Below are 17,248 nucleotides of genomic sequence, written 5' to 3' on the forward strand. Positions count from 1 at the left end.
AACCGTCGCCTAGCATAGTTGTAAAGCAAACCCGAATAAGCCTACGCTTGAATTACATCACATATAAGTGATCGTTTATTCATTAATTCAAGCCGTAGACCTTAAGAGCATTCTCGTACATTACCTTCTTCAGCGTTTCTTGACCTTTCCTTGTAAAATAATGCGTCACTAATGCCTTGTGTTTAGCATACTCTCCCGAGCGTTTTGTAACCGGCCAATCACTTCCGTAAATCAAACGATCTTCACCAAAAATCTCGAGTAAGAAGTCTAAGACGCTGCGGTAATCAGTCGGCTCAAAGCTGTAAGGTCTTATAACACTTCTTTCTAACAGAGCCGAAACCTTACAGAAAACATTCTCGTTTCTCGCGATTTCTTCGAAGCGTTTCGACCAATTCGGTTCGATATTCTCACTATCAATAGGGTACCCACCAACGTGGTTCATCACAATCTTCAAATCTGGATACTTTTTCGCAATCGTCTCTACCTCGTAGAATCCAATATTAGCAGTGTGATTGTTCATGAGGAGATCCAGGGTGAGACCGAGGTCATTCGTGAGTTGAAGATCTTCCCAAATGGAGCCAGAGAAAAGTTTCCGATTGTTTGGCCTTCCTGAAATCCGGAATCCTAGATAGCGCGGGTCTTGAGCAAGCCGAATCAGCATTGGCCTAAATTCTGGCGTGCCAATATTAGGCATATTTCCAACTATGCCAACAAAGAGTTCCTCGTGTTTCTTGGTAATATCAAGGTTCCATTGATTGTCGGTTAGTCGATCACCCGCCTGCACCACGATCACCTTGCTGACGCCATTAATCTTGGCTACAGGGATAAAGTTTTCAGGCATTGACTCTTGGAAGAGAGTCGAGTCATCTTTCGATGGCCAGGGAATACCATCCTCGCGGTGAATGTCGAAAACGTGAACGTGCGTATCAACTACTTGTATACTGCTTTTTTTGAAAGAATTGCAGCCTATGCAGATTAATAGCACGGGAAGTATAGGCGTTAATAAAAAGATCTTTCGAAACATGACCCGACCCTAGTTTAATCTCGTGCAAACTGGCAAGGGCGAACGGTGTGTAAGATTATGACAAAGCACGCACCACAATAAGACCCGAGAAGTGTTTAGAGATCAAGAGCTCTAATTATTTCAAAGGATAGGAACTCTCTTTTTCCTCGAGCCGTTGAGAAATTTACCCAGCCAACGGTAACGCACTAAGTGCTCGTAGCTTAATAAAAGAAGTCCAGTGGAGACGATACAGATCGATCCGAACTTTAAAAAAGGAGAAACGGGCCAATCAGCGATGATAAACTGCATGCACATAACAAGCGGTAAATGCGAAAGGTATAGCCAGTAGGACGAATCCGAAAGGTAGCGAACCCAGGGAATAGGCCTGTCGAGCAGCTTTTTGAACAGACCAATGCATCCGAATATCGTTAACCAAGTATAGGACGTCGAAATAAGGAGACCGAGGCAGGCAATGAACTTTGGTTCCAAACCCGTTTCCACATTTTTAAATCCTAAGACAATACCTAGCGGAAACATGAGGAACAAGGCGGTAGGCAGGCACACTTTCCAACATTCCCTCACCAACTTATCGGAGGAATCCTGATAGTTTAGTGCCCCAAACGCGAAGAATATACCGTAGTACAATAGGATGTGAGGCATGGGAAGCAGACTGCTTGAAGTATCAGGACCAAATGAACCCGGGGTCACCATCAGTACTTGGGGGATAAGCGTCAAAGGGATCAAGCAGAGGCGGTATTTCTGCGAAAGTCGCTTCCAATTATGCAGTTGCTTGATCCTAAGTAGGCGTACTGCTAGAATAAATACGGCGAACAATACAATAAGCCAACAAAGGTACCAAATGAACCACATATGGCTGAACAGAGGAAGATTGAATAGTACGGTTCCTGTTAGGCCGCGATAACGTTCTATGAAAGTTTTGGTTACATTAGGAGCTTCGCCCAGCATAGCGGCGATTCGTATGCGGCCATCTAGTACCTCACTTTTCTTTATATTGACTTTGGCCCAATTGGCTAGTCTTTGCGTCGCCTTCCAATTGTATTGAGTGAGGTCTAGAGGGGTAATGCCATCATCCCGTCGGATGTGCGGCTCGGCACCATTTTCAATCAGCAGACGGGCAATCTCGCTTCGTCCGTATAGAGCAGCAAAATGCAATGGGCTGCTTTCGTCGTTGGCCTGCCCATCTACCTGAGCACCATTTTTCAGCAGATAACGAACAGCGTCACTTTGGCCTCTGGAAACAGCAAGGATCAATGGCGTAATCCCTGTCTTAGGTCTCTGTGCATCAATACTAACCCCATTGCTCAGAAGGTGTTCTAGTTGGTTGATATTACCTTTCGATGCTGCGTTCCAAATGGACGGTTTGACAGTGCGGGCCTTGTCGTTCGCAATCGATATTGCGATTACAAGCGGCGTGATCGTAAAGACGGCGAGTAGGCAAGGTAGAAGCAAGCGTTTGCAGCGGTGGATCAGAAGCGCTTTCAATCCCCTTTTATGCAAAAGCATCGCTGTAAAATAGCCACTTAGCAGAATGAAAAGAGGCATACGAAAGCCGTGGATCGCTGCTATGAAAAGTGCAAAAAAAACGCCTGATTGGTTAGGTTGGTTGTCAAAACTTAAGGGTAAATAGGGTATTGCTGCGTGCAGGCCGATACCAAGCAGCATGGCAAAACCTCGCAATGCGTCTAAATCGTGACGTCGAATAACGGGTTGGCCGGGAGGTTCCTGGCTGCTCAGACCTATATTCATTATTTTGACCAAACCTAGTAACCGGGACAGAAGATAACCGAGTGCTTTAAATATTTCCTCCTACGGGGCAGATTTACTGACCCCTTCTATTCCAGATCCGTTTATTAAAACAAAAAAAGCCTATAATCGAAAGTAGTACCGCGATACGCCTCTTCCTCAAGTTATTATACTCACCATGCAGCAGTAAAAGAATCGGTGCACAAAACAAAAGTATAGCACCAACTATCTCGCGACTACCAACAATTTCGGGGGCCAAAAAGTAAGCAAACCAAGCAAAAATTAGCGTGGCATACGCCCGCAAAAGAATGATTGTTCTCGCATATTTATTCCCAGTCCAAAGCAAATAGGCACAAATGCCTTCGACGACGGCAGTTACTAATGACGACAACAGTAAGCTGAAAATCGAGAAACCCAACAAGTAGAAAACCACTATCTGATAGTCTGAATGCTTCGGGGGGTCCTCCTCTCTAAAGCTCTTCGACATCGCTCAGCATCTGGGTTGAGGAAGTCTACACCGAATAGCAAGGAGGAAAATACGATACCTTCTTCCCAACCGATTTGGAGGCTTTTGCAGTAATCTCGCGAGGTGATTTACGGCTTTCAAAATCGTTAGTGCCAGAAGGAGCCTCAGGCACTATTTTCTCCCTAAGTCGGTCTGGAGTAGCTTCGCCGTTTCGTAATCAACATCGATCCTTTCAATTTGAGAATTTGCTTTTTCGAATCCCCTCCTCACAAGAATTGTATTCCTAGGTCGTACCTCGCTACCAGATGCGTGTGCATGAAAAACGTGATTAAAGGCTAGCTTTTACCCAATTTTTGAGATGACGGTTACGGAAACCATCCCCTACTCCCCCATCAGCTTGGGGTTGGCCTCGACCATCTCGCGGGCCATTTTCTGTGCTTCGGCGATTTGATCGGAAGTCATTTCTTCGGCAACTATGTCTCTGTTTTTAGGACCATCTTCGTACCCATTGGCTGCGGCAATATTGTACCACATGTGAGATCTGACGTAGTCCTGAAGGACGCCTTGGCCTTTAGCGTAGGAAAAGCCAAGGTTGTTTTGTGCGCTGGCAATACCTTGCTCCGCGGCTTTTGTGTACCACCTTACCGCTTCTTTTGAATCTTGAGGGACGCCTTCGCCTTTGGCGTACATCATGCCAAGCCTATGCTGAGCGAAGTCATGGCCTTGCTCGGCCCACTCTTTAATCTCTTCAAACGTTTCAGCCCAACCCGAGGACGAAACCGAGCACACGACAAAAGCCTACGCCCTCTGCAGCAAAATCGATTTCGCATCCAAATACTTGAGACACGACATCGGTTTCAAAGAGCTCAACCGCGGCCAGTAAGTTCGCAACGGACAAACAAAAGCATTTCAAACAAAGTGCCTACTCAACCGAGTCGGCGTTTTTGATTATAAAAAGGATAGGAGCAAAAAAAGGAGCCACTCGAAGAGTCACTCCATAAATCAATTACAAAAAATTGTAAGCTACTTAGCGAATCGGCGACGCATGCCGGCGAGACCGAGGAAGCCCAGTCCGAAGAGAGCTAACGTGCTGCCGGTGTCTGGGACACCTCTAGCAAATGTAATATCATCCACCCCCCAGTGGCCACTAGATGTGATTAGCGAGAAACTAGAGAAACCTGATGTTTCAATTGCTCCGAAAAACGAATGGGTATCATTTAAACCAAAAGAACCTACACTAGATCCATCAAATAGGACTGATATTGAGGGGGCAGTACTATTTTGGGTCCTAAACCAGCCACCAACTCCATAAAGTGTACCAATGCTATTCGTACCGAACAGCTGATCAGGGTCCCCGAAGTCATCGTAGGCTGCGAGCGGGGATCTTCCCGATGCCCAAAGAGTGTTGACTTTCACGTTACCAGAAGCAGTCCACGTGATCCCTTGACTTGAAGTGCTAGCAACACCCGAAGTTGAAAACCCACTTTCAAAATCTTCGGTAACTGATGTATAGGATGAGATCGCTTCCTAGTCAGATTCGTCGGAGAATCAAATTTGAAGCCTATGACGGGGGCCCTTGGGCCGTTTGTTAGATGGTTCCCGTTACTCCCCTAGCCTTAAAGTCCCAACGTCCTCAATAAGGCCGCTGTTGTAGACCCAATTGGTCCAACCAGTGGCGGTCGGACTCTCCGTTATACTTGCTGCATTGCTTGATGATACCAGAATGGTCAAAAATCCAACTAAAGTTAAGCGACGGAACATGAAAAAAAGCCTACTAGGCGCCGAATATAGTGCTATACATTTCGCCGTGCTAGAACCTGATCGTACTGTCAGGGTTTCTTGCATAATCTCCAAAACTGCCATTCATTGATTTGTGGTTTTCGCATTCAAAGCTCTCCTTGTTCTTTCATTTTCATTGTTAGTCGGCTGCTCAAAAAGCTCAACGGAGCCGAAGTTGGACGAGCCAATACTCAAGCCCATTGAAGCCTTGGACTTCTCCCATGACGAGGAGCAAGACGATGGCGAGTGGGATGGTTTGGAGAAAGTCTATGCAAAGCTCACTACTCAATGGTACGTAGATACGAACGATCCTAAATGGGGTTGGAATTTTGAACGCCCGGGATACGACCTGCGTGAACGGGAAGCGTTTCTGGACGGTGCCTGCTCTTTGCGGCAAGTTGTGAAGTCGAAATTACAACATAATCTATGTAGTTGAGACTGAAGAACTACTTGCAATTAGAGATTCATTTCGAGAGCTTTAGATGGGCAAAAATGCAGTTAAATACATGAATAAAACCAAAAAGAATTTTCAAAGTCGGCGGCAATTCCTGAGAAAAGCAGGCTCTTACTTGACTCTAGCTGGGTCAACCTTAGCCAGCCCACTACCAGCCCTTGCGCAGAGAGCCAATCTCAAGGTCCGCTCAGTGGAAGCGTATCCTATCTATATTAATAAACGTTCAGAGGGACTATACGATTCCCCATCTTTTTCCGGCGAGGAGGACCCAGCTCGTTGGAGATTTGGTGGTCCTTTTCAGCAATTGCCCTCTGCGATAATAACCATCGTAAAAACAAATGAAGGTATAACTGGTTTTGGAATGGGGGCCGGGGGAAGTGCGGCCGTCGAAATTATTGATGGTCATCTTAAGCACTTTCTACTCGATACAAATCCATTGAACGTTGAGCGACTTTGGGATCAGATGTATACTTCTAGTGTTTTTTACGGGCGTCGCGGCATTTTTGCAATGGCACTCAGTTCAGTTGACAATGCTCTGTGGGATATCGCCGGCAAATACTTAGATAAGCCAGTGCATGAACTTTTGGGTGGCTCGGAGCGAGATCGTATCGAAATTTATCAAACCAACGGCGATTTTTTAGAAGCACAGCGTAGTGGGGTGAAGAATTTCAAAAGGACAACCTACGGCGGGCCTAGAACCCCCAAAAACGTTTTAGACCAGTTCGTTATGTCCGTTTTGGAAGCTCGAGACCAACTTGGCCCGGATGTGAGACTGATGACGGACTGCGTTTCTCGGGATGGAACGGTTGAGTGGGCTATTCCTTTTTGTGAGCGACTGCGGGACGCAAATCCCTATTTCATGGAAGAGCTTCTCTCTCCAGACGATGTCTTCGGATATGCTGAGTTGGCCGACCGGATCGGTATCAAAGGCAATGGCTGGACACGAATCGCCTGCGGTGAACACGAATATACCGAGCATGGGTTCAAGGTTTTGGTTGGCTTGGGCTCAGCAGATATTCTGCAACCTGACATCACGTGGTGCGGCGGGACAACAGCTGGACGCAGAATATCGACATTAGTCGAGAACGCAGGCCTTGAATTAATACCCCACCGAGGTGCGAGCTGTTGGGGATTCCCTATTGCTTTAACCTCACCGAGCTGTACTATGGCAGAGAGTTTTCCGGAAGGATCAGCTATTTTAGATGCCATGTCATGCAAAGTTGAGAAAGGTTATGTTTTTGCCCCTCAAAAGCCGGGGTTTGGGCATTCTCTCAGCGAAGAAATGGTGCTAGATTTTCGGCTTACACAGAGGATATAACCTGATTATAAAAGAGATGAAAATTTTTCAGAAAAATAGCTATTGTGAATCAGCATTAAAGAGCAGAGCTTTTTTTGATAAAAAGTATAACGTACTGAATTCGCCTATTATACTGAGCCTATTGATTTTTTCAGCTATTCCCGGACTACTTTTTGGGCAATCAACTGTCGGAGATAGTTTGAGTACCGCCCGCTCAGTCGATGGTTCTTATATAAGCTGGAAAGAACACTTAATTGACGATCCAGTCACATCTGGAGTTCCATTTAGTGGGAGCGACGGTTTGGTTATGGGTGACCTAGATCTAGACGGAATAGACGACATTGTTTCCGTTCATGAGTCAGATTCGACCTATGATTCTTCGGTTCCCGGAGAAGCACCGGATGCTATGGGCCATGTCAGAATAGCTTTCGGTTCAGAAAATCCCAATAAATGGGTAAATATCACTCTCGCGGAAGGCAAAGAAGCGTCGGCTGCTGAAGATGCTGCCATCGCGGATGTTAATGGAGATGGTTTTCCAGACATAATGGTCGCTGCTGAAGTATCACACTTGATTTACTTTCAGAATCCCGGTGAGAATATTAGAACCCTACCATGGGAAAGGTTAATTCTCCCAATGACGCAAGGTCGAGGTTCCTACATCAGGGTTTTCTTGGCGGACCTAGATGGCGATGGGCTGCCGGAAGCGATCGCACCGAATAAGGGTGCACATATGCCCGCTGTAGAGGACTATCGACGCTCAACTGCGGTTTCTATATACAAATTTAATGAAGACCCTTTGGTAGGTTCAAACTGGAGTGAAATTGAGCTTGGTTTTTTCAGTAGTCCAAGGAACTCCGAACCTGTAGACATAGATGGTGATGGGGATTTGGATATCATTGTGGGTAGCACTGGTGAAAAACGCATAATACTATTCGAAAATGTTGATCCCAAAAATCTTACCTTCATCGAACACGCTATTGGAGTGTATGGGCAGTCGACTGGCGGATTTAACATGAAGTTCCTAGATCTGAATGGGGATGGGCGTCTTGATATAATTGGTGCAGCTGCCCAAAGATTAGCTTGGTTCGAGCAACCCGCCGACATAGATCATACTTGGATTTCAAGAACCATAGGGTCATTTCTCCCTGATACCATGACGGGTTTTGAAATCGACGACATCAACGGGGATGGTTTCATTGATATCATTGCGGGTAGCTATAGCAAAGGTCCTAGAATGGGCGATGGCGATGTGACTGTAGAGGATAAGCTTGGCCGGATAGGCTGGTTCGAGAATCCGGGTGTCCTAGAAAAACAGTGGATTCGACATGATATCTCGAGGAGGAAGAGAGGAATGTACGACAAATTTATTGCTCGGGACCTAGATGATGATGGAGACACTGATTTTATTGCAACACGTGGTAACAGTTATCCATATGATGGGGTTTTTTGGCTTGAACAGTTAAGAACGGCAACTCGAAAGCCGGCATTCGAAAGGGCCAGAGAGAGAGACAGTCCCGAAATGCCACTTCCTAAATAAAGAATTAAACTAGCCGTATTTCGGAAAAAACACTTGCAGGTCAAGGATGACTGAAAGCCAAAGGCAAACGTTTTAAGGCCCACTCACTAGGCTTTTTACAAAACTAAAATCAATCGGTATTTTTTCTCTGGCTGATCGACCCGGTCTTGGCGAGGGGGCATTTGGTTTAGAGGTGCCCCACATTGGGTTTGTGATGCGACACAGAACGCCAATCTCAATGAGACCGTATAAAATCTAAAAGAGTACGATCAGTAGTCCTCTAGGACGGCGAGGAAGGATTCCAGATCCTCTCCGATGCGCTCGTTAATTAGTATGAGCCTTCCTTTCCGTGCTATGATTTGCATGACAGCATTTTGGAATTCAGTCGATGACCTCAAAAAATTCAGATCGTATGCAGGTGCTATGTCCAATATCGTGCTCCCCTTCCCCCAAAATTGATGGAGCCGGTCTGACGCGAGGTCGATCTGATTGTAAATATGCTCCGCGTTTTTAAGACGGGTTTCTACAATATTTTCAATATCTCGGGCCTTCCGCGCTAGACGTTGATCACGCGAAATTATTTCAAAATTTCCATTCAGCAAATCGCCAAGCAGACCGCTATCCACTTGCGACTCGTTGTAGTTCCCAAGAACGCTAATTCCATCTTCAAAGATCATCAAATCTTCTGGCTTAGGATCGGAAATTTTGAGAATCGGGATAGCTAACATTCCCATTTCAAGAAATCTCTCCATCACTTCCTTGGATTCCTGTACGCTGGCAATCGAATCCCGAACATCCTCCCGCAACTGCACTAAATACGTGTCAAATTCTGCACGCGTCTTCCTATCCTCATTCCAATCACTTATCTTCAAAGCGAACAGAATTCCCACAATGATAAGAACCACCTCCCCTGTAGCGTATCCAAGATAGCGCAACAGCTTGCCTTCGGTGAATAGCTTTTGGCGTATGGCTCTAAACGGGGACTTCATAGATTGGCGAGTAAGGACTCAAATCTTTGGATTACAATATCATCGAAAGACATTATCCTGCTTTCTAGGGTATGAATAGTGTAGACTACAATCTTGAAATCGCTGTACGCCTCAGAATTTTCCGAATCGTAGATCAGCGTTCTTACTAGCATTCCAAAACCTATTCTATCAATCGGTCAGTCTAAGGGGGTTTTCTGCGGCCCATGCGACCCGGCCTTGGCGAAGAGGTATTTGGTTTAAAGACGGTTACGGAAGTCAAATCCCCATTTCTTACCTTTTTTGCAAACCCCTGATGCTTATAGGTTTAAATGGAGCCGCCCATCGGAATCGAACCGACGACCTATTCATTACGAGTGAACGTAGTTGATATTCCTTTACGTTTTATTTGGTCCTAATTCGCTCTGTTCCATATGTTTACAAAAACCTAAGGAACTATAAACGAACCGCCAAAAACGTAGATAAAACCTAGTGTTGCCCAATTTTTGAGATGAAGGATACGGAAACCATCCCCTACTCACCCATCAGTTTGGGGTTGGACTCCACCATTTCGCGTGCCATTTCCTGTGCTTCGACGATTTCTTCCGAGGTCATTTCTTCGACCAGGATGTCTATGTTTTCACGAGCTCCTTCAAATCCAAGAACCTCCGCAATTGGGAATACATTGGGCCCTTCTATAAATCGGATCGCAAATGGACTTCAGAGGGACGCCCAGAACTATAAATTTAGGCCTAGATTCCCCTCAACGCTAACTAGCTTGTCCATACGATTCGGAATCCCCTCAGGCCCATTTCGTTTTTCTTCCAAAACGAACCTTCCTTCGCCAAATCGACGATAAATAAAAACCCTAGGGTTTCGATTCGAGAAAGCCATCGAGCTGATTTCGCATCGTATTCAGCGTTTCAACAATCGCGGGCTTATCCGCTAGCCCGAGGGCTAGGTTAGTCAGTTCATGCGGATCGTTCTTCGTATCGTAGAGCTCTTCTTCGCCTGATGCATAACGTATATAGCGCCAACGCTCGGTTTTCAGGGCATGATGATCTACGAAGGTAGTCCAAGCAGGATGGTCCCAATCAGCATTTGCGTCCTCCAACAAGGGACGCAGCGAACGCCCATCCAAATCATGAGGAGGCGTCGATCCCGCATAGTCCATGACCGTTGGATAGATGCTAAGCAGCTCGACAGGTTTGTTGCATACGACGCCCTTTGGAATACCAGGACCCATGATTATAAACGGGACGCGCGTCGCCATCTCCCAAAGGGTCGCTTTACCCCAATGGCGTTTCTCGCCCAAGTGATAGCCGTGGTCCGAAAAGCAGATTACATAGGTATTGTCGCACAGTGTGCTCTCCAGCAGGGCGTCAAGCACCCGACCCAACTCGTGATCCATGGCCGAGGTACTCGCTAGGTAGGCTTGGACGATTTCCTGCCAATTGCCATTCGCCTCTACCCAGTCATGGGTCCAAAGTCCCGGCGCCTCCACATCTTGGGGACGCCGTTCTCGCTTGCCGAAATAGACTAGGTCTTCCGTATCGCCCTCCACTGCACCCCTCGGGAGACGCACGCCGTCTAGGGCATGAAGGTCGAACCATTCCTGCTCCGCATACATGGGCGTGTGCGGGCGGTAGAAACCGCAACCGATAAATACCGGCCTATCATGGGAATCTTGCAAAGCACCGATGGTCCGCTGAGCAATTTCAGCATCGTGACTCGCGCGGACCCCATTTGGAGGAACGCCCCAATCGGTTAACGTCCAACCTGCATTGAAGTTCACCTTGGGGTCTTGCAAGGGACCGTAAAAGTAGGCCTGAGAGCGCAGCCACTCACCTTCTGAACTTCTGACTTGATGATACAACTTACCGTATCCATAGCTTGCATATCCATTGGCCAGCATTGCCTGCGACAGCGTAACCACCTTTCCCACGCCGGGCTTTTCCCGAAACCAGCCAACGGGATTTGAGTGGATCCCTGTAGTCGTAGGTCTGAGACCGGTCCAAATCGCTGTCCTCGAAGAATTGCAAACGGGAGACACGCAGTGAGCGTTGGTAAAGAGCGTTCCCATATTCGCCAAGCGGTCCAGATTGGGAGTCGACGCGTTGGGGTGGCCATCCAGACAACCCACGTAGTCGTTCAAATCGTCAATGGCGATAATAAGAAAATTGGGTTCCGTCTCTTTGGCGCGAACGCCGGGCAGCGAAAGAGACAACAAGGCAACTAGGAGAAGAAACAGTCGGATAGCTCGGGACTGGTTTGGACTCATTAGCAGCGATAATGACTGAAGAGGAAACATCGATTTGAATTTTGAACATAAAAAGATCTCTAGAGCAAGTGAACCTCCAGAACGCCCGCCCGAAAGACAAGCTGCTCCCTAAAAAGGGCTGGATCGCCATTCAGGATCACGTTCAGGAGTTTTGGATTCTGAATATCCGGATCCGCGAGCTCTAATGGATTCGGTTTATATCCCAGCTCGCGGGCGACGTCCTGAATCCTCAGTCGCGTTTTCTCCAACAATTCGGGGCTATTCCTCAACGCGAGCGAAACGGTCGGCTTTCCGACACCCGCTCTCTTGGCGATCAATTCGAAGGTAGTGTTCTCCGACATTTTAGGAGACAGACCGGAAAGATGACAAATTGAAAGATGTTTGAGGTAATGTCATAAGGGCGCTTCCCGACTCTACCGACCTTTTATGCTATGATGTCGTGCACGACGTGACCATGCACATCGGTCAGACGGAAATCACGACCTTGATGGCGATAGGTTAACCTTTCGTGATCAATCCCCAAAAGATGGAGACAAGTTGCGTGGAAATCATGAACGTGCACTTCATTTTCGGTAACGCCAAATCCGAACTCGTCCGTACTTCCATAGGTAAAGCCTTTTTTCACGCCGCCACCGGCCATCCAGATACTGAAGCATTCCTTGTGATGGTCGCGCCCAGGCGGGGTCATTTCTCCCGTCCCGGCATTGTGCTCCTGCACCATTGGCGTTCTGCCAAATTCCCCTCCCCAAATGATAAGCGTCTCATCGAGGAGCCCACGTTGCTTCAAATCGGTGATTAGACCCGCACAAGATTGATCGACCGCTTTAGCCTGCCAAGGCAAAGCGCCATAGATATTAGCATGGTGATCCCAACCTTTGTTAAAGACTTGGACAAATCGCACGCCTCGCTCGACTAGTCGCCGGGCAAGCAGGCAGTTCTTGGCGAAATCGCCACCCTGACCATTCTCGTCAAGGCCGTACATATCCAAAATGCTATCAGGCTCGCTGTCCAAACCTGCTAATTCGGGCACGGAGGTTTGCATCCGATAGGCTAACTCGTACTGGGCAATACGCGTCTGAATTTCCGGATCCTGATAACGATCGAAAGCGTGGTTGTTTAAAACGCCAATGGCATCGATAACATCTCCCCGTTCAGAAGAAGTGACCCCTTCGGGATTATCGAGATAGAATAGCGGTTTAGCGCCCGTACGGAATAAAACCCCTTGGTGCTTAGATGGCAGGAATCCGCTTCCCCATCCTGCCGGCCCAGAATTAGGCGGCTTATCTTTAAGTACTACATAGGAGGGAAGATTCGAGTTTTCAGTTCCCAGCCCATATGAAGTCCAAGCCCCGAATGTTGGGCGTCCGAATCGACCATGCCCAGTGTGGAGAAAGAGTTCGCCCGAACCGTGATTGATCTCGTTCGTCTTCATGCTTCGGATCACACTAAGTTCGTCCGCGACGTTGGCTAGGTGAGGAAACAGTTCCGACATGACGATGCCAGACTTGCCGCGAGGAGCGAATGAGTAGGGAGACTTGATCGCCCGCGCTTCGGGACTGATGAAGGCGAATTTCTGCCCTTTGGTCAGCTCAGAAGGAAGGCTTCTTCCATCCCACTTATCCAGCTCAGGCTTGGGATCGAATGTATCCATCTGAGAAGGACCACCCACCATGTGCAGAAAAATAACATTCTTCGCCTTGGGCGTGTGGTGGGTTCTGGACCCCGGATGCTGGTGACTGGGTTCTTGATGCTGGATGCTGGATGCTCGTAGCTCGCGGTTGAGTAGGTGCGACAAAGCGAGAGATCCAATTCCCAACGTACCTTGGCGCAGAAATTCTCTCCGTTTGATGCGTCGAAGGTGTTTAGAAATATCGGTCATGACTTGGTAAGCGTTTCATCTAAATTCAGAATAACTTGGGCCACAGAGAACCAGGAGTTGTGCTTGTGAAAAAGCTCCAGCAAGGCTGCCGTTTCGGCTTCGGAAGGTTTACGCGACACCGCAGTTCGAAAGGCAGCGACCACTTTGCTCTCGTCATCTCCCGACATGGATTCGAGCCAAGTTGCGAGGGCGTAAGCTGCCTCAACATAAGACGGATCATTGAGCAAGTTGAGAGCCTGGACAGGTGTATTGGAGCGGTCTCGGTTGACGGTGCAAACGGAGCGCTCCGAACCATCGAAATTCAGAAACATGGGATTGGGATTACCTCGCCGCAAAAAAGTGTATAGCCCTCTTCGATAGCGATCTTCGCCTTCGGAAGTCGGGTAATTAGTAACGTCAGCAGTAGAGATCTCTTTCCACAATCGTTCAGGCTGAGGCGGATAGACGGATGGACCGCCCATTTTGTCAGACAACAGCCTCGAAATGGACAGCAAATTATCCCGAATCAATTCGGCCGAGAGCCGGAAGCGCGGTCCTCTCGACAGCCAAACGTTTTGCGGATCCGATTGAATCTTTTCAGCCGCAACCGCTGAAGACTGCTGATAAGTTGATGAGATGACGATCGTTCTTATCAACTGTTTTACAGACCAATCATCCTCCACGAACTGTATCGCCAGCCAGTCGAGCAATTGTGGATGAGTGGGCAGCTCGCCTTGCATTCCGAAATCTTCTGGTGTATTGACGATACCACGACCAAAAATCTCCTCCCAGATTCGATTGACCACGACTCGCGGCGTGAGTGGGTTTTCCTCATCAACTAGCCATTGGGCCAAACCTAAGCGATTGACCGGCAATTCAGGATCTAGAGGATGCAAGCTCTCCAGGACACCGGCTTCGACCGGAGCACCCGGAGCGGTGTAATCCCCCCTTAACATTATGTGAGTCTGGGAGGGCATCTCAGAATCCTGCATAACCATGGTAGCTGTTTGCAGTTCGGCCAACTGTACCCGAAGATCCGCTACACGTTTTTCAATCAAGGCTTTTTCAGAGGAGGCTACCCCCAACACCTGGTCCAGCAGAATGTAGTGTCCCTCATAGGGACCACTCCCTTGGGCAGTGATCTGGATTTTATCGATACGCGTCCAATCCACCGCTGTGGTGGACCACGCGGGCTTCTTGAAATCGGCCAATGGAGCTACGATCTTGGTCCAAGCTTCAGATTCGGCGTCCATCGTAGAAAACCCGAAAACGCTTGCCTGCCTTCTGCCTGAATGAACCTGCAGGTTGAACTGACTAGCGATGTCGGTATTTATCCAGAAGGTAATTTCACTGTTGCCAGACAGATCTTTGGCTGGAAATGAAAAGCCTGTACCGAAGAAGCCCTTGGTCTCCGTCACCGGTTCCGCCACAATTTTGCCGGCAAACGCTCCTCCACCTTCTGGTACGAATTCGACCACGGAAGTGATCGCGGGCCTAGTTGCCACGTGCCTTTCAAAGGGATAGGGGTCTTCGAAGTCCAACAAGACTACTTCTTCACTGACTACCAAACTTGAGTCGTCTTTGCCTCGTTGAAGCAAAGCAGCGATCCGCTCCTCTTCCAAAGCGAGGTCTATTTCAAGCGCCTGTCCCTTTTCCCGGTCCTCTTCGTTTGCGTAAACCAATACATCGCGACCCGTGAAGTGTTTGCGAAACATACCGTCTCCTTGTTGGTCGAATTCTGGGATAGCCTTGTCGTAGAAAGCGTATAGCTGGTAGTACTCCTCTTGGGTGATCTCATCGAATTTGTGATCGTGGCATTGAGCACACTCCAAGGTAAGCCCTAGCCAGACAGCCCCGGTGGTGGCCACCCGGTCATGGAGTACATTGGCACGAACCTCGGGCACCTTAGTTCCTCCTGAAAAATTCGTAGGGACATTGCGATTGAATCCGGTAGCCACCAGCTGGCTCTTGGACGGCTCTGGTAGTAGATCACCCGCCAGTTGCTCTATGGTGAATTGGTCGAAAGGCATGTCATCGTTGAAGGCGTCGACCACCCAGTCGCGATAGGGCCACATGGTTCGCAAGTCGTCATGCTGGTACCCATTTGAATCGGCGTATCGAGCTAGATCTAGCCACCCTGACGCCCATTTCTCTCCGAACCGTGGTGATTGGAGCAATTTCTCCACGTGCGCTTTGTAGTTTTTCGCTGAGGGATTCGCCTCGAACGCGATCACGTCATCTGCCATTGGCGGCAAACCGATCAAATCGAGGTAGAGGCGGCGTAATAGTACAGCCGGTTCAGCTTTGGCTGCAGGTTCAAGACCCTGCCCTTCCATGCGATTCAAAATGTAATGATCAAACTGACTAGCAGGCCATTTGCGATTCCGAACCTTGGGCCGTTTAGCCACGCTAGGGCTTTTATAAGCCCAATGGGCTTCGTACGCGGCCCCGTCGGCAATCCAGGCTCTAAGCTTTTCAATTTCTTCCGAACTTAGTGGATCCCCTTTTGGAGGCATGCGCAGGTCCGGGTCATCAGTAGAGACGACCTCGAGTATCCAACTTTCAACGGGATCGCCGGGAACAATCACATCGGCATCGATTGCAGACTCGCGGCGATCTAATCTGAAGTCAGCCTCCCTAGTTTCCGGATCAGGTCCATGGCACTTAAAGCATTTTCCGGAAAGAATGGGCCGGATATCGCGGCTGAAGCTGGGCGATTCGGATTCTCCGAAAGTGACGAAGGTGGCCAACAGTAAGGAAGCAATAGAGTATCTAAGAAGTCTATGCATCTTTCCCAAATTCATTGTACTATATCCACTACCCAAGAAAATTAGGGAGGACACCGGCTCGGTCCTCCATTTCACAAACTCTTCGTAGGACTGAGCCAGTCCTCCCTGCCTTCAAATTCCAATTCCATCTACAATTCGGTTATACGAATGTTCCGCCAGCGACACACGGCCCCTGGAGCCCAGCGCTCCCGGCTGTTGGGACTGTCGTGGACTTCCAGAGCTATATGGCCCTCGCTTCCGAGTCGTTCGGTTAAAAACTCAGGATCGAATCCAACGATATAGTCTCCCAGTTTAGCGGTATCGAACTTGGTTATGCGAACTCCATTAATCCAGGTTTCAATAACCGGTATTTCGCCTACGCAACGTACGCGTATGGTATTCCAGTCATCCCGTTTCCATGCCTCAAGAAAGTCTTCTATCGGGGCCGCGTATTCCGGTTTGAATTGCGGCCGGTCCAGATATCCTTCCCGAAGATTGGTCACCTTGAAGTTCACTTGTTCGTCCCCGTTGATCACGAAGGGAAAAGCCCGGAAATTCCAAAGCCCATTTCCGTAGACGCCTCCCATAGCTCCGTTAGGGCGGTAATCGAGCAAAATCTGGAATCCAATGGTTCCCACTTCATGGGCTCGAATCATAATTCCGGTATCGGTGGGAAAATCCGGGTGGGCTTCGAATGTCAGGTCGAAGTCTCTATACTTCTTATCGGACATCAGATAAGCGCCCAGCACCGTCCCCGGGACCTGTCCACCCGATATTGCTCCATCCTCGACTTTCCACACGCCGAGGTTGTCGACTTTAGAACGCATATAGGCTTCAGGATGCTCGCGGTGAAACTGGACGACTGCATCCTTTAACTTACCGGACGGAATCTTATCGAATTCCTCGTTACTGGGAACGTATAGGCGCGGAATGGCATGCCAACCCTCAAGGGATTTTCCGTCGAACAGGGAAACCGCTTCGGGCTTTTCCGAACATCCAGAGAAAAACGCACCAAAGGCCAAAAACAGGACTGTTAGCAATCTAGGGTTGAGGTGCTTCGCGTTCATCATCTGTTTCTTGAGAGATAAGTATGCACT

General features: G+C 48.4%; 13 protein-coding genes. 3 read left to right on the forward strand and 10 right to left on the reverse strand.

The window, feature by feature from the left end; translation table 11 throughout:
- Nucleotides 1-82: 82 nt before the first annotated feature.
- The 4 genes from GA004_RS11185 to GA004_RS11200 form a co-directional block, all read right to left on the reverse strand.
- Complete coding sequence (locus GA004_RS11185; RefSeq protein WP_283393949.1) at nucleotides 83-1,024, reverse strand: amidohydrolase family protein; 942 nt, start codon at nucleotides 1,022-1,024, stop codon at nucleotides 83-85.
- Nucleotides 1,025-1,144: 120 nt separating this feature from the next.
- Nucleotides 1,145-2,770, reverse strand: coding sequence for an acyltransferase family protein (locus GA004_RS11190; RefSeq protein WP_283393950.1), 1,626 nt, complete (start codon nucleotides 2,768-2,770; stop codon nucleotides 1,145-1,147).
- 844 nt (nucleotides 2,771-3,614) lie between these two features.
- Entirely contained in the window at nucleotides 3,615-4,022 is a 408-nt protein-coding gene (locus tag GA004_RS11195; RefSeq protein WP_283393951.1) for a tetratricopeptide repeat protein, read from the reverse strand.
- 234 nt (nucleotides 4,023-4,256) lie between these two features.
- Nucleotides 4,257-4,649: a VPDSG-CTERM sorting domain-containing protein gene (locus tag GA004_RS11200; RefSeq protein ID WP_283393952.1), complete on the reverse strand. Its 393-nt coding sequence runs from the start codon at nucleotides 4,647-4,649 to the stop codon at nucleotides 4,257-4,259.
- A 538-nt stretch (nucleotides 4,650-5,187) separates the two neighbouring features.
- Here GA004_RS11200 and GA004_RS11205 point away from each other — a divergent pair.
- The 3 genes from GA004_RS11205 to GA004_RS11215 all read left to right on the forward strand — a co-directional run bounded on the left by GA004_RS11205 (nucleotide 5,188) and on the right by GA004_RS11215 (nucleotide 8,300).
- Nucleotides 5,188-5,448 carry a hypothetical protein gene (locus GA004_RS11205; protein ID WP_283393953.1) on the forward strand — a complete coding sequence of 87 codons (261 nt, stop codon included), beginning with the start codon at nucleotides 5,188-5,190 and terminating at the stop codon, nucleotides 5,446-5,448.
- Nucleotides 5,449-5,770: 322 nt separating this feature from the next.
- The gene (locus GA004_RS11210) at nucleotides 5,771-6,784 is read left to right on the forward strand and encodes a mandelate racemase/muconate lactonizing enzyme family protein (protein WP_283393954.1); all 1,014 of its coding nucleotides are present in this window, start codon (nucleotides 5,771-5,773) and stop codon (nucleotides 6,782-6,784) included.
- Nucleotides 6,785-6,905: 121 nt separating this feature from the next.
- Nucleotides 6,906-8,300: an FG-GAP repeat domain-containing protein gene (locus tag GA004_RS11215; protein ID WP_283393955.1), complete on the forward strand. Its 1,395-nt coding sequence runs from the start codon at nucleotides 6,906-6,908 to the stop codon at nucleotides 8,298-8,300.
- 248 nt (nucleotides 8,301-8,548) lie between these two features.
- On the opposite strand, the gene GA004_RS11220 is transcribed toward GA004_RS11215, so the two are convergent.
- From GA004_RS11220 to GA004_RS11245, 6 genes are all read right to left on the reverse strand, one after another.
- Complete coding sequence (locus GA004_RS11220) at nucleotides 8,549-9,268, reverse strand: hypothetical protein (RefSeq protein WP_283393956.1); 720 nt, start codon at nucleotides 9,266-9,268, stop codon at nucleotides 8,549-8,551.
- Between the two features lie 844 nt (nucleotides 9,269-10,112).
- A complete protein-coding gene (locus tag GA004_RS11225; RefSeq protein WP_283393957.1) occupies nucleotides 10,113-11,525 on the reverse strand; it encodes a sulfatase in 1,413 nt (470 codons plus the stop codon).
- A gap of 59 nt (nucleotides 11,526-11,584) precedes the next feature.
- Nucleotides 11,585-11,866 carry a helix-turn-helix domain-containing protein gene (locus GA004_RS11230; RefSeq protein WP_283393958.1) on the reverse strand — a complete coding sequence of 94 codons (282 nt, stop codon included), beginning with the start codon at nucleotides 11,864-11,866 and terminating at the stop codon, nucleotides 11,585-11,587.
- 83 nt (nucleotides 11,867-11,949) lie between these two features.
- Entirely contained in the window at nucleotides 11,950-13,404 is a 1,455-nt protein-coding gene (locus tag GA004_RS11235; protein WP_283393959.1) for a DUF1501 domain-containing protein, read from the reverse strand.
- Nucleotides 13,401-16,187: a PSD1 and planctomycete cytochrome C domain-containing protein gene (locus tag GA004_RS11240; RefSeq protein WP_283393960.1), complete on the reverse strand. Its 2,787-nt coding sequence runs from the start codon at nucleotides 16,185-16,187 to the stop codon at nucleotides 13,401-13,403. Before GA004_RS11240 ends, GA004_RS11235 begins: the two co-directional genes overlap by 4 nt.
- A gap of 113 nt (nucleotides 16,188-16,300) precedes the next feature.
- Nucleotides 16,301-17,221, reverse strand: coding sequence for a 3-keto-disaccharide hydrolase (locus GA004_RS11245; RefSeq protein ID WP_283393961.1), 921 nt, complete (start codon nucleotides 17,219-17,221; stop codon nucleotides 16,301-16,303).
- Nucleotides 17,222-17,248: the final 27 nt, after the last annotated feature.

The organism is Candidatus Pelagisphaera phototrophica (genome assembly GCF_014529625.1).
Lineage (GTDB): Bacteria > Verrucomicrobiota > Verrucomicrobiia > Opitutales > Opitutaceae > Pelagisphaera > Pelagisphaera phototrophica.

What these genes read in the sequence shown, in the direction of transcription:
- GA004_RS11245 (WP_283393961.1), bottom strand. Translation starts at nt 17,221, where the DNA reads ATGATGAACGCGAAGCACCTCAACCCTAGATTGCTAACAGTCCTGTTT.
- GA004_RS11235 (WP_283393959.1), bottom strand. Translation starts at nt 13,404, where the DNA reads ATGACCGATATTTCTAAACACCTTCGACGCATCAAACGGAGAGAATTT.
- GA004_RS11225 (WP_283393957.1), bottom strand. Translation starts at nt 11,525, where the DNA reads ATGAGTCCAAACCAGTCCCGAGCTATCCGACTGTTTCTTCTCCTAGTT.
- GA004_RS11240 (WP_283393960.1), bottom strand. Translation starts at nt 16,187, where the DNA reads ATGAATTTGGGAAAGATGCATAGACTTCTTAGATACTCTATTGCTTCC.
- GA004_RS11185 (WP_283393949.1), bottom strand. Translation starts at nt 1,024, where the DNA reads ATGTTTCGAAAGATCTTTTTATTAACGCCTATACTTCCCGTGCTATTA.
- GA004_RS11190 (WP_283393950.1), bottom strand. Translation starts at nt 2,770, where the DNA reads ATGAATATAGGTCTGAGCAGCCAGGAACCTCCCGGCCAACCCGTTATT.
- GA004_RS11230 (WP_283393958.1), bottom strand. Translation starts at nt 11,866, where the DNA reads ATGTCGGAGAACACTACCTTCGAATTGATCGCCAAGAGAGCGGGTGTC.
- GA004_RS11220 (WP_283393956.1), bottom strand. Translation starts at nt 9,268, where the DNA reads ATGAAGTCCCCGTTTAGAGCCATACGCCAAAAGCTATTCACCGAAGGC.